The organism is Lipingzhangella rawalii, from assembly GCF_031628175.1.
Classification (GTDB): domain Bacteria; phylum Actinomycetota; class Actinomycetes; order Streptosporangiales; family Streptosporangiaceae; genus Lipingzhangella_A; species Lipingzhangella_A rawalii.
Genome location: NZ_JAVLVT010000003.1, coordinates 376,869 through 390,316, shown reverse-complemented (window position 1 = coordinate 390,316; position 13,448 = coordinate 376,869). Strand labels below are relative to the sequence as shown.

Genomic DNA, 13,448 nt, shown 5'->3' with positions numbered 1-13,448 from the left:
GCTGTATCCGTCGCCGCGCGCCCGGTGGTGTCCGAAGGCGAGGAGGGTGAGCGCATGCAGGAGGATGACCAGGCAGCGTTGCACCAACAGCTCCGCACCGAGCTGCCGTTGTTCGACCGTCCCCCGACCGAGCGTGCCGACGCGGCGCGCAACCGGCGGCGCATACTCGACGCGGCGGCGCGGATCCTTGACACGGACGGCCCCGACGGGTTGGCGATGGAGAACGTGGCCGCGGCGGCAGGCGTCGGTATCGGCACGCTGTACCGCCGGTTCGGCAGCCAGGGCGGGCTGGCGCTCGCGCTCCTCGACAAGGAGGAACGTTCCCTACAGTCCGCGGTGATCAGCGGACCACCCCCGCTGGGACCCGGCGTCGCCCCCTTCGAGCGGCTGCGCGCGTTCCTACGCGAGCTACTGCGCCGGGTGGCGCGTCAGGGGCAGCTGCTTCTCACCGCCGAGACCAACAAGCCACACGCCCGGTTCACGGCGGGCGCCTACCGCCTCCACCACGCCCACGTCAGTAGCCTGCTGAGGCAGGCTAGTCGTGACATCGACGCCCATGTGATGGCCGACGCGTTGCTGGCGCCGCTGACCGCGACACTCGTCACCTACCAGCGTGATGTCGCAGGTGTCGACCTACAGCGGATCGAGGACACGCTCGAAACCCTCGTCACCGCCGTGGAATGCTGGTCCGTGGACAGCGGTTCCTGAGCTCCACGGCGCGGCGCGTCGCCACTGGCGGTGGGTGTGAACGTTACGGGCACGATCTCGGTGCTGGAGTGTGCCCGCCGGTGCGCGGTGCCCCGCGTCGTCCTCGCCAGCAGCCTGGCCGTCTACAACTGGTCCGCGCCTGCCCGTTCCCGAGGAGCGGGCGGGAAACCCCGGATCGTTGTACGGAGCCAGCAAGCTCGCGGGCGAAACACTCGCCCGCACCTTCACCGCCGGCAACGGCCTTACGGTGACCGCGCTGCGCTTTGCCGGGGTCTACGGCGGTTCGGGTTGTGGGGACGGCGCCTTGCTGTCGGCGACCCTGGACCGGGTCGTGCGGCGCATCCTCGCGGGTGAGGAGGTCACCCTCCCTGCTGGGCTGCGTCGAGTACCTCGCCGCCTCCCACCCCGCGGCCGCGGTGAGGCCCGACCCACAGGAGTTCCGCCGCACGATGGGCCGATTCGCCACCGGCGTCCTCTGGTCACCACACGCACCGACGAAGGCGTTCACGCCATGACCGTTAGCGGGTTCCTGTCCGTATCCCGGAAACCGCCCTGGTCGTGATGTCGCTGGGAACGCATACCGCGTATGACCACCCTGCTGCACCGCACCGGCCACTACGGCATCAGTGTCCTCGCCGGAGACCACGTGCTCTTCTTCGGCCGTGTATGGCACCTGGACCACCGCGACGGCGATCCGCTGGTGTTCTACAGCAGCAAGGGTACCTTCGGCGTCGTCACCGCGATGGTGATCGACCTGTTCCCGGTTGCCCGCGTCTACGGCGGCGGCGTGTTCTTTCCCGCGGAGCACGCCGAGTCGCTGCTACGCACCGACCGCGGCTGGGCCGCGGTAGGTGCCGGAGGGGATGTCCGCCGCGTTCGAATTCCGGCGCACACGGCAGCGAGACCGGCGCCGACCACGGGATTGACTTAAAGCTTGATTTAACTTCTAGTTTCGTGGTGCCGGTGATGACCGGTGCAGCGACGGTCCGCACGAGATCGGTGCGGTGTCGCGCCGTGCGCCCCGACCACCAACGCGAAGGATGTGCAATGTCAGTCACTGACCACGCGACGGGCCGGGCCTGGCTGGGCCTGGCCGTGCTGACGCTCCCCCTGGTGATGGTCGCCACCGACATGACGGTGTTGTTCCTGGCCCTGCCCAGCATCGCCGGTGACCTGTCCCCGGGCAGCACGCAGCTGCTGTGGATTCTGCACGTGGGCATGTTCCTCGCCGTTGGGTTCGCCCTCACCATGGGACGGGTCGCCAGCCGACTCGGAGCGCGGCGACTGCTGGCAGTGGGCTTGTCGGTCTACGGATCCGCCTCCCTGGCCGCGGCCTTCGCCCCCTCCCCCGAGGCCCTGATCGCGATGCGCGCCCTGCTCGGCTCGGCGGAGGCAACCGTGATGCCCGCAACCATGATGCTGCTGCGGCCGATGTTTCCCAACGCGCGGCAGTTCGCCGTCGCGGTCGCGGTCATCATGAGCTCCTTCTCCGCGGGTATGGCGCTGGGCCCCCCACTGGGTGGTGTGCTGCTGGAGTACTTCTGGTGGGGCTCGGTGTTTCTGGTCAACGTGCCGGTCGCCGCACTGGTTCTGCTCGCCTTGCCGCTGCTGCCCGCACCGCCCGCCGAGGCCACGGGCCGGGTCGACGCACGCAGCGTACTGTTGTCGCTGTCCGCCATCGTCGCGGTGATCTTCGGACTCCAGGAGATCGCCGACATCCAGGCGAGCGGCGGCGACACCCCCATCTGGCCCTACCTCCTCAGCGTCGCCTCCGGCCTGATCCTGGGCACGATGTTCGTCCGCCGTCAGCTGCGTCTGGACGACCCGCTGCTGGACCTGCGGCTGTTCCGTACGCCCGGCTTCGGTGCGGCTCTGCTGGCGTTGTTGCTGTTGCTTCTGGGAATCGGTGGCACGGACATGCTGCTCGCGCAGTTCCTGCAATCGGTGCGGGGAATCTCGCCCGGCCAGGCGGGCCTCCTACTGCTGATCCCGGCGCTGGCCTCGGTGGTCGGCGGCATGCTCGGCCCGGTGCTGACCCGCTGGATGCGTCCCGCCTACGTGATGAGTGCCGGTATGGCTGTCGCCGCGGCCGGGGCCCTGGCCGTGGCACTGCTGGCCGACCGTGCCGGGACCGGAGCCCTGATCGCCGGGGCCACGGTGATCGCACTGGCCGCGGGCCCCCTGTTCACACTCGGCTACAACATGATCGTGGGCGCTGTCCCCGAACGCCACGCGGGTTCGGCCGCCGGAATGGCGGATGTGGGTGGAGGCCTGGGCAACGCGTTGAGCTTGGCATTCATGGGCAGCATGGCAGCCGCCATCTACCGCTGGGGTCTGGACCGTTCCGCCCCGCAGGGCGTCACCGACAGCACGGTGGACCGGGCGGGCGAAAGCATCGGTGGTGCGGTCAGCGTCGCCGACCAGCTTCCCGCTCCCGCCGGCCCGGCACTGGTGAACGCGGCACGGGACGCGTTCACGACCGGGGTCCAGGCCGGATACGCCTTCGCCGCGCTACTCCTGCTTGCGGTGGCGGTGCTGGTGGCCGTGCGGCTGCGCCACATCGCCCTGGACGACCGCACCCACAACGGTGCCTCCCAGGACGACACCTCCCAGGAGGAGACCAACACGGTTCCCGACGACGAACACGGTGACGCAACCGAATACCCCGCCGCACCGGCACCCAGCGCAGTCCAGCACCCAACACCCGCCTGAACACCCGAGACAGCTGCCCTCGCGCCAGGACCACGGCGCGAGGGCACGGCCGCGCATAGCGACCTCACCCCCGTTCCCGGGGACGACGCGCCCCAGCGGGCAGGGGAATCCTCCCCGCAGCCCGAGGACCGGGGACCAGCTTCGACGAAAACCCCGTGGTGAGTGGCCTTCGCCACGATTCCAGACCTGCACCCGTCTGTCCCAGTTCGTCGTGGATACGATGGTTTACACCGTTCACTCTCGTGGGGTGAGCTGACGTCCGCGGTCCGCGCACCGCGCCCCGGACGACTGCGCCGCACACCGCTATCCACCCAAGGGGGTCCCTCCCGTGGCCAAGCTCCTCTACCGGCTCGGGCGCATCTCGTTCCGACGACGCTGGACTGTGCTCTCGGTGTGGCTGCTCGTCCTGGCCACCCTCGGTCTGGGTGCGCTCGTGTTCCAGGAGCCCACGGACGACTCGTTCGCGATCCCGGGAACAGAGTCACAGGACACCATCGACCTGCTGGAGGAGCGGTTCCCGGACGAGAGCGGCGGAGTCGTCCAGGTCACCTTCCAGGCGCCGGACGGGCAGGACCTCACCTCGGAGCGCTATCTGGACGCCATCTCCGGAACCCTCGACGAGTACGAGCAGGTCACCGGCGTGGAGTCCACCACCGACCCGTTCCAGGGACTGCGCGACGCCCAGGAGGAACGCGCCGAGGGGATCACCGAAGCCGAAGAGCAGGCCAGAACCCAGGTCGAGAACGAGCTCGCCGGGGTCCCCGAGACACTCGTTCCCGAGTGGGAACGTGAGCTGCTGGTCGAGGAAGCCCAGGAGGAAGCCCGCGCCGAGGTCCCCGACCTCGACGTGGACGAGATCCTGGAGGAGCTCCCCTACGCCGCCGAAGACCGAGAGACGGCCGTGGCCCAGGTCCGCTTCGATGAGCCCGACGGCGAGATCGGACCCGACCAGGTCACCGAACTCATGCGTACCGTTGGTCCGGCGACCGACGAGGGCCTGGACGTCAACTTCACCGGCGCCCCCATCGACGCCGCCGAGGTGGACCAGATCGACGGGGCCGAGGCCGCCGGGGTGGTCGTGGCCCTCGTCCTGCTCGCGGTCAACTTCGGAGCGCTGGTCGCGGCCGGGCTGCCGATTGTCGCGGCCACAGCCGGGGTTGGTGCTGGAATCGCCGGTGTGTACATCGCCACCGGCTTCATAGACCTGTCCAGTACCGCCCCGATCTTGGCCCTCATGCTGGGCCTCGCCCTGGGCATCGACTATTCGCTGTTCCTGCTCGCCCGCTACCGACAGCTACGCGCCGCGGGAACCGAACCCCAGGAGGCGACGGCCTGGGCTGTGGGAACGGCCGGAAGCGCCGTCGTCTTCGCCGGAGTCACCAACGTGGTGGCGCTCCTGGGCCTGGCCGTGATCCAGATTCCGTTCCTCACCATCATGGGCATCGCGGCCGCGTTCACGGTGACTGTGGTGGTCCTCGTCGTCCTCACCCTGCTTCCGGCCCTGTTCGCCATCACCCGCGGCTCGACCATGGCCGGGCGTCTGCCGGTCCTGGGGCGCCGCGCGGAACGCGCCGTCACCAGCGAGAACACGCTGGGGGCCCGCTGGGTTCGCCTGATGGTGAAGCGACCGGTACTTCCCGTCGTTGCGGTCCTGAGCATCCTGGTGACCCTGCTCATCCCGATGCGTGACCTGCACCTGGCGCTTCCCACCGGTGAGGCCAATCCTCCCGACAACACCCAGCGCGCCGCCTACGAGGCCATCACCGACGGCCTCGGGGAGGGCTACAACGCTCCCCTCTCGGTGGCCGTGGACCTGGCACAGGCCACGTCCCCGGACGAGGCCACCGACGACGTGGCCGAGCACGTCGCGGACCTACCCCAGGTCCACGAGGTCCTACCCGCCACGCTCAACGACGACGACAACGGCGGCGACGGCAACGCAGACACCGCGGTCCTCACCGTGATCCCGGAGTCGGGCCCCACCGCCCCGGACACCGAGGCCCTGCTGCACGACATTCGCGCGCTCGACCCCACGGAGATCACTGCCGAACCGGTGACCCTGTCGGTGACCGGCCCCACCGCCATGAGTATCGACATCTCCGAACGTCTGGGAGATGCAATGCCCGTGTTCCTTTCGGTGGTGGTCGGGCTCGCACTGATCCTGCTGGTGTTGGTGTTCCGCTCGATCCTGGTGCCGATCAAGACGGCGCTGAGCTTCGCCCTGAGCTCCATGGCGGCGCTCGGGGCGACCGTGGTGGTCTTCCAGTGGGGCTACGGTGCCGACGCGCTGGGGCTGATCACGACGGACAGCCTGATCTCGTTCATGCCAATCCTGGTGATCGCCCTGATGTTCGGGCTCGCGATGGACTACGAGATGTTCCTCGTCTCCCGGATGCGCGAGGACTACATCCGTACCGGCGACGCGCAGGGAGCCATCGTCACCGGTTACCGGCAGGCCGCACGGGTGGTGGCCGTGGCCGCGTTCATCATGATCGCGGTTTTCGGGTTCTTCGTGTGGGGCGACAGCACGATGATCCAACCGATCGCCTTCGCCCTGGCCGCGGGCGTGTTCCTGGACGCGATCCTCGTCCGTATGACGCTGGTCCCCGCCGTGATGGCGATGTTCGGCGGCGCCGCCTGGTGGCTACCGCGGTGGCTGGACCGCATCCTGCCAAACGTGGATGTGGAGGGAGACCGGCTGGCCCAGGCACTCCGGAACAGTGGCACCCGACCGGCCACCGAGACCGACACCCCGTCCTAGACGTGTCATGTGGAAGGGCTCCGGGTCGGGGTGCTGGTCGGACAGCCTCGGTGGGCATGGCAGCAGGACAGGAACCCCCGATGTCGAAGGGGGCTGCTGGCTGCGCCGATGCGCGCCGATCCGCCCAGGCGAGGCCCGAGGGCACCACCCGCACCCACCCTGTGGGCCATGGGGCAGCGCTCCCCCGGTGGCACCATCCCCGAGGCCGCCCCGTCTCCGTTGGCCGTGGTGCGGCGGAGGGCGTCCGACGCTGCCGGCGGTCGGGTCGGCGGGTGCGGGGTGGTGCTTGCCGGGGCCACAGTCCCGGCCTCTTCCCTCCGGGGGTGGTGGGGCCGGGGTGGTCCGTGTGCCGTCGGGCCAGGTCCGCGCCGGGGGTGCGGTGTTCTTTCCCACGCTCCGGGGCAGTGGGGCATGGGTGGTGGTGTGCCCGCAGGCGGTGTGGGGGCCGTGGTGGTGGGGGTCTGCTGATGGTGGGTTGGGCCAGGGCTTGGTGTCGTGAACTTTGGCCCCCCGGGGTGGTGTGGTGGCGGTGGTTGGTTAGGGGTGCGCGCCGTGTCGGCCGCCGGCGGCGTCGCGCCCTGGGGGCGCTCCCCCGCACGACGGCCAGCGCAAGGGTGCAGGGTGCGGGGGCCGTGGGGTGCCCGCGGATGTCGTGGTTCCGGTGGGTGGTTAGGGGTGCGCGCCGTGTCGGCCGCCGGCGGCGTCGCGCCCTGGGGGCGCTCCCCCGCACGACGGCCAACGGAGGGTTGCAGGGCGCGCTGCGGCAGCATGCTGTGGCGCTCCCCCCACGACGGCCAGCGCAAGGGTGCAGGGCGCGGTGGCCGGGGAACGCATCCCGCTACCCGGGGGAAACACACTTCCCGGCACGGCGGCCCTCGGGACCGGGGCGGGACCGGGGACGGGGTGGCCACCCGCCTGAACGCCCGTCGTGCCCCCGGACTGGCCTCCGGCCTTCCCCTGCTTACCCCCGGAGGAGCGAATCCAGGGATCCGGGGACTCGAACGGTTCTGCCATCATCGAGACTGGTCATGGCATCCTGCGGGCGGACGCAGGCCGTCGCCGCCGGTGTGTTCCGCCCGCCACCAACGCTGCCCGAGACAACAAGGAACCAGGGTTAACCGTGCAACTCGTTCACTCCGGCAAGGTCCGTGACGTCTACGCCGACGGGGCGGACCTGATCCTCGTCACCTCCGACCGCGTCAGCGTCTACGACGTGGTGCTCCCCACCCCGATCCCGGACAAGGGCGCGGTGCTGACCCAGCTCTCCCTGTGGTGGTTCGAGCAGCTCGCCGACGTGATCCCCAACCACGTTATCTCCACCGACGTTCCCGAACAGTGGGCAGGGCGCGCCATCCGCTGCCGCCGTCTGGAGATGCTCCCCGTGGAGTTCATCGCGCGCGGCTACCTCACCGGGCTCGGGCTGGCCGAGTACCAGAAACAGGGCACGGTCTCCGGGGTGAAACTCCCGGACGGACTGGTGGAGGCCGACCAGCTACCGGAACCCATCTTCACCCCGACCACCAAGGCTACCGAAGGCCATGACGCCTTCATCAGCTTCGACGACGTCGCCGCCGAAATCGGATGGGACACCGCTACATACCTGCGTGAGACTACCCTGGAGATCTACCGCCGCGGATCCGAACTCGCCGCACAGCGCGGCATCATTATCGCCGACACCAAGCTGGAGTTCGGGCGGGCCGCCGACGGCTCCCTGGTGCTCGCCGACGAGGTCCTAACCCCGGACTCCTCCCGGTTCTGGCCGGCCGTGCAGTACCAGCCGGGACGTGCCCAGGAGTCCCTGGACAAGCAGTTTCTGCGGGACTGGTCGGCCACCCTCACCGACTGGGACCGCACCCCGCCGGGACCGGAGATTCCCGCGGACGTGGTCACCGCCACCCGGGAGCGGTACCTGGACGCCTACGAACGCATCACGGGACGACCCTGGCAGGGCTGACACCGGGGTACCCACGGAACCGGATGCCGCGACCCACCCCGACGACTCGTCGGACCGGTCGCGGCCCGGCCCGCTGCCACCCACAAGCCACCCCCATCGACCTTTTCGGGCTCCCATCGGCCTTTCCTGGCCCCTGTGGCCTGGGGGAGCACCCCCAGATGCCATTACCACCCCAGCCGCACCCACGCCAGCGCCCCGGTTCCGGCTCCGGCACGGACACCGATGCCGGAGCCGGAACCGGGGTCGATCTCAGCGCATGGTCTCGGGAATGTCGTGGTAACGCTCCGGGTCGATGTCCGTCACCGACCCGTCCGCGAGCTGGTTGATCATGCCCTGGAGCCCTCGTTCGACCGTGGTCACCAGCTGTCCCCGCTGGCGCGCGCCCCAACTCTGGGTCTGGCCCCGGATCTCGAACAGCACAACACCACTGCCGTTGAGGGAGAAGGCCCCCAGCGCGGTTCCGGGAAGATCGAGCCCCTGCGGATACAGTGTGGTGGAGCCGAACGGTGAATTCCCGTAAGTATCCAGCGCGTCGTAGGCCGCCACGTTCAGCTGCCGGGACAGGTCGAAGTTGAAGTCGTCGGCGTACTCGGCGTAGTCGGCCCCCTCCGGGGTACTCGGGTCGGGCACGAAGTCGGCCGACAACGACATGTTCACCCAGTTCTCGCCGTCTTCGTCGAGATAGCACGGCCCTTGGTGGTGCAGGTCGACGAAGGCGTCGACGCCGCCCTGCTCCGCGTCCAGAGACTGATACAGGTCCCGGACGGCCTGCGCCTCGGGTTGGATGTACCACCCCGGCTCGGCGGACTCTCCGGGAAAGTCCGCTGCCTGGGGCGTGTAGTCCAGGTCGGGGTGGAAGTCCCGGTTGACGTCGAATCCGGGGGCCTGGGCGTAGTCGTGTCCCTGAAGCTCGTCATCGTAGTAGTTCCAGGCCGGTTCGGCCCCCTCCAGGTGTGGAAAGTCCGCTACCACGTCGTCCCAGGTCCGATCGTTGCCGCGCCGGTCCAGCTCGCTGCCGTCCGGGTTCATCTTGGGCACCGCTACCAGAGTCACCTGATCACGGAGTTCACGTGCCTGCGGGGAATTACCGGACATGCTGCGCAGCAGGCTGAGGATGGCCTCGGTCCCGGACTTCTCGTTGCCGTGGATCTCACTGACCACGAGCATCGTCCGGGGGCCGCTGCCCACGGTCACGGACCAGAGTTCCCGCCCCTGGTTGGATGTTCCGATCTCCGCCACGTCGAGGACGTCGGAGCGCTGTCGGGCTAGCCGGTCGAGTTCCCGCTCCAGTTCGGCGTGATCGGTCCAGGACGGGCCTCCGGTTCCACCCGTGTTGGGGGAACACTCGGCGTCGGACGGCTGTGCGGCGGCGGGAGCGGCGTGGGTGATGGTGGCCCCGGCCAGGAGGGCACCGGAGCACAGGGCAGCCAGGAGGGAGGCGCGGCGCGATCGCCGCGGGTGTGGTGGGGGCATTGGGACTCCTCGCGGTCGGGGGACGGGGCCCGTGCCGGACGTGGGGCACGTGCCCGGGACCGGCCCCGAATCCCGGGCTGGTCCGATCCACAGGTAGCCCGTGGCCCAACTCGGGGTCAACGGTGCTGGTCAGGCCTCGCTGGGGACACCGCTGCTGGGCCGGGCCGCTGCGGATCACGGTGACCAGCGCACACGCGACCCCATCGCGAAAACTCCAGCGATGATCCCACCATTACGTCTGGCCGAATGTGGACATCGGGCTGGACAATAGCGGAACCCGGTGTCTACACCGGCGCCTGGCAATCTCGGTCGGTCCGGACGTGCGTCCCCAGTCCGAGTGCCGGCCGTCCGCTGCATGGGAGTACCTGCCGGGAGCTCACACCTCGTCGTCGCGGAGCGCAGAATCCAGGTCGATCCAGGGGGCGAGTGTGGCTGACAGGCTCCGCCAGCGGGCCACGGCGTCCGGGTCCCCCGAGGACAACACCCGGTTTCCCAGGCGCTCGTGCAGCCGGGACCGAATCCTGTGCACACCGGGGGCGGTGGACCGCGGCAGCAGGGGGCCGGGGTAGTCGTCCAGCAGCCGGCCCACGCTCGTATCCGGATTCCGCAGCTCCTGTTCCAGCTCCCGGAAGTCCACCGTGAACTCGCCGGTGATCCGGTAGGGCTCCGCCCGCAGACGCGGGCCGAGTAGAGCGCGGAGCCGCGCCAGCTCCCCTCGGATCGTGGTGAGCTTGCCGTGGTTCCCGTAGACCGCCCGGCACAGTTCCGCCGCGCTGAAGCCGTCGTGGTGGCCCAGGAGCAGGGTCACAATCTCGCTGTGTCGCGGACTGAGCTCGTGGGTGGCCCCGGAGAGGGTCAACCGGCCACGATGGCGCCCCAGGACCTCCAACCTGCCGTAATCCTCCGCAGCCCCGTCCGCGATCACCAGGTACGGCCCGCCGACAGCGAGTGGCTCCACCGTGACGGGCCGGCCGTCCTCCAGGACCTGGGTGTGCTCGGTCACCGGCGCGATCCGGGGTGGCAGCCACCCTAGCGGGCTGGCATGGGCAACCACACCGGTGGCGTCCACCAGCGCCGCGTGTCCCCCCAGCCGGGTGGACAGCCGGTGTGCATAGCGCTCACGGGTCTCGGCGACCCGCGCCAGATACTCCGTGTGCAGGTGGGACTCGGCCAGCCGCGCCACGGAACGCACCAAGGACATCGACATCGGCCCCGCGGTACCCGAGGGGCAGGTGTGGTCCACCGAGCCCAGCACCTCTCCCGTGACCGGGTCGTGGATGGGGGCGGCCGTACACGTGTATCCCGTCGCCGCCGAGAGATAGTGCTCCGCCCCGACCACCTGGAACGGACGCCCCAGGGCCAGGGCCATGCCCACCCCACTGGTCCCGGCGGCGTGGTCGCTCCACAGCGCCCCCGGAACGAGGTGCACCCGCTCGGCCACCTGCATCGCGGGTGTCGCCCCCGCAACCCACAACAGGTGACCGTTGGCGTCGCTGACGAACAGGAGGCCGCCGGTTTCCCGGTTCGCTCCCGACATTCCCGCCTGGATCTCCGGCCACACGGTGGCCAGGGGATGATCCCGCTGGCGTGCGGCCACCTCGGTGGCCCCCAGCGGGACCGGAGGAACGTACCCGTCGGCGGCAAGCCCGCGTCGGCGCGCCCGGAGCCAGGACGCCCGCACCGGTGTCCGAACCTCTCCAGCGGCCCCACCGGAGAGGGCCTCCTCCCGCATCCGGGCGACCTCACGCTCGCTCACGCGGTCATTGTCCCTGGATATCCCCATAACGTCCATGGTTGCATCCCCCATGCAGCCCCCGCGGTCCGGGCGAAAATTCCGGGCGAAGCAGACATACTTGAGGGCAGGGACGCTGGCTCTCCTGCCGGAACGGCGCTCGCGTGCGAGCGCGCCGACGGAGTTCGAAACCAGCGCAGCCGCGGGTCCGGCGTTACCGGTCGTCATGCCACCCCTCCAGTGCCAGACGCCATGTCGCCGGACCCTGCGGCTCCCCACCCGCCTACCCACGCGTTGATGACCCGCGCGTGGCCGCGGCATTGCTAAGGTTTTCCCCGACGGAACCACGCGAATCCGGCGTATGGGATCGCCGGCCCGATGATCTTCCTGCTACGGTCGCCGCGCACCATAGCCGGAACAGGGAATCGGGGGAGCATGTCCGAACGGGAGCAGTGGGGAACCCGAGCGGGGTTCCTGCTGGCGGCGATCGGCTCGGCCGTCGGGCTCGGCAATATCTGGCGGTTTCCGTACGTCGCCTACGAGGGCGGCGGAGGCGCGTTCCTGGTCCCGTACCTGGTCGCGCTGGTAACCGCGGGGCTCCCGCTGTTAATCCTCGTGTACGCCATCGGCCACCGCTACCGCGGATCACCCCCGGTGGCGCTGCGGCGAATCTCGCGCCCCGCCGAGGCGATCGGCTGGTGGCAGGTGGGGATCTCCTTCATCATCGCGATCTACTACGCGGTTATCATCGCCTGGGCGATCCGCTATGTGGGCTTCGCCGTCACCGAACAGTGGGGTGAGGACACCGCGGCCTTCTTCGACGGGTTCATCGGTAGCGCCGCCGAGCCCGGTATGATCAGCGCCTACGTTCCCGGGGTGGTCTGGCCACTACTCCTGGTGTGGATCGTGACCCTGGGCGTGCTGGCCTTCGGCGTTCGGCGCGGAATCGAACGCGCGAACAAGATCTTCATCCCGCTGCTGGCGATCCTGTTCTGCCTCCTGGTGGCACAGGCCGTCACCCTGGACGGGGCCGCGCAGGGCCTGGACGCGCTGTTCACCCCGGACTGGGGAGCCATCACCGACGGTGCGGTGTGGGTCAGCGCCTACGGGCAGATCTTCTTCTCCCTGTCCATTGGCTTCGGCATCATGATCACCTACGCGTCCTACCTGCGTCGGCGCGCCGATCTCACCGGCTCAGCGCTGGTTGCGGGCTTCGCCAACAGCTCCTTCGAGGTGCTGGCGGGAATCGGGGTATTCGCCGCGCTGGGCTTCATGGCGTTCAGTGACGGGGTCGCCGTGGACGAGGTCGTCGAAAGCGGGATCGGACTGGCCTTCATGGCATTCCCGGAGATCATATCCACCATGCCGCTCGGGGCCCTGTTCGGCATTCTGTTCTTCGTCTCGCTGGTGGTGGCGGGACTGTCCTCGCTCATCAGCATCGTGCAGGTCGTCGTCGCCGCCGTTCAGGACCGGTTCGGGATCAGCCGCACCGCGGCCGTGGCCGGAGTCGGCGGTGGGACCGCCGTGGTCTCCGTGGCCCTGTTCCCCACCGACCAGGGCCTGGTGGTCCTGGACGTGGTCGACCGGTTCATCAACTCCTACGGCATCGCCGCGGCCTCGCTGGTTCTGCTCATCGTGGTGGCCTGGGTGCTGCGCCGCCTGCCGGACCTGAAGCGGCACGCGGAACGCTACTCCTCGATTCCGCTGACCGGATGGTGGATCGCCTGCCTGGGAGTCATCACACCCCTGGTTCTGGGCTGGATGCTGGTGGACACCCTGCGCGAGGAGTTCGCGGAACGCTACGGGGACTATCCCCTCCAACTCCTGGTCGGGCTCGGTGGCGGCGTTGCCGTGGGGGTCATTGTCGTCGCGGTGGTGCTCACCCTGGTACTCCGCAACCGCGAGGTCCCCGCACTACCCGATCCGGACGAGACCAACGTAGACGAGGGGAGCCGCTGAGTGTCGACCAGCGCGATCGTGATGATGGCCGTTGCCATCGCCGTGGTGTGGGGCGGGCTGGTAGCCACAGTCCTGTGGATATGGCGCCACCCGGAACACCCGGAGCAGGATCCACCCGCCTGAACACGCCGTGGCGGGGGCACGGGCGC

At 69.5% G+C, this 13,448-nt stretch carries 10 protein-coding genes; 8 read left to right on the top strand and 2 right to left on the bottom strand.

The annotated features are described in order from the left end of the window. Nucleotides 1-54: 54 nt before the first annotated feature. From RIF23_RS08510 to RIF23_RS08485, 6 genes are all read left to right on the top strand, one after another. Nucleotides 55-708, top strand: coding sequence for a TetR/AcrR family transcriptional regulator (locus RIF23_RS08510; RefSeq protein ID WP_310911858.1), 654 nt, complete (start codon nt 55-57; stop codon nt 706-708). Nucleotides 709-778: 70 nt separating this feature from the next. Next, nucleotides 779-1,270 carry an NAD-dependent epimerase/dehydratase family protein gene (locus RIF23_RS08505; protein ID WP_310911857.1) on the top strand — a complete coding sequence of 164 codons (492 nt, stop codon included), beginning with the start codon at nt 779-781 and terminating at the stop codon, nt 1,268-1,270. Between the two features lie 24 nt (nt 1,271-1,294). Continuing rightward, complete coding sequence (locus RIF23_RS08500; RefSeq protein WP_310911856.1) at nt 1,295-1,639, top strand: hypothetical protein; 345 nt, start codon at nt 1,295-1,297, stop codon at nt 1,637-1,639. 116 nt (nt 1,640-1,755) lie between these two features. Next, on the top strand, nt 1,756-3,420 hold the full coding sequence (locus tag RIF23_RS08495) for an MFS transporter (protein ID WP_310911855.1): 1,665 nt from the start codon (nt 1,756-1,758) through the stop codon (nt 3,418-3,420). A gap of 328 nt (nt 3,421-3,748) precedes the next feature. Next, nucleotides 3,749-6,181 (top strand): MMPL family transporter, encoded by a 2,433-nt coding sequence (locus RIF23_RS08490; protein ID WP_310911854.1) that lies wholly within the window; start codon nt 3,749-3,751, stop codon nt 6,179-6,181. Nucleotides 6,182-7,301: 1,120 nt separating this feature from the next. Beyond that, complete coding sequence (locus tag RIF23_RS08485; RefSeq protein WP_310911853.1) at nt 7,302-8,135, top strand: phosphoribosylaminoimidazolesuccinocarboxamide synthase; 834 nt, start codon at nt 7,302-7,304, stop codon at nt 8,133-8,135. A 249-nt stretch (nt 8,136-8,384) separates the two neighbouring features. On the opposite strand, the gene RIF23_RS08480 is transcribed toward RIF23_RS08485, so the two are convergent. Next, nucleotides 8,385-9,608: a M14 family metallopeptidase gene (locus RIF23_RS08480; protein WP_310911852.1), complete on the bottom strand. Its 1,224-nt coding sequence runs from the start codon at nt 9,606-9,608 to the stop codon at nt 8,385-8,387. Nucleotides 9,609-9,984: 376 nt separating this feature from the next. Then, the gene (locus tag RIF23_RS08475; protein WP_310911851.1) at nt 9,985-11,364 is read right to left on the bottom strand and encodes a GAF domain-containing protein; all 1,380 of its coding nucleotides are present in this window, start codon (nt 11,362-11,364) and stop codon (nt 9,985-9,987) included. 411 nt (nt 11,365-11,775) lie between these two features. Between RIF23_RS08475 and RIF23_RS08470 the strand changes: the two genes are divergently transcribed. Next, nucleotides 11,776-13,299, top strand: coding sequence for a sodium-dependent transporter (locus tag RIF23_RS08470; protein WP_310911850.1), 1,524 nt, complete (start codon nt 11,776-11,778; stop codon nt 13,297-13,299). Beyond that, on the top strand, nt 13,300-13,422 hold the full coding sequence (locus tag RIF23_RS08465) for a methionine/alanine import family NSS transporter small subunit (RefSeq protein WP_310911849.1): 123 nt from the start codon (nt 13,300-13,302) through the stop codon (nt 13,420-13,422). Nucleotides 13,423-13,448: the final 26 nt, after the last annotated feature.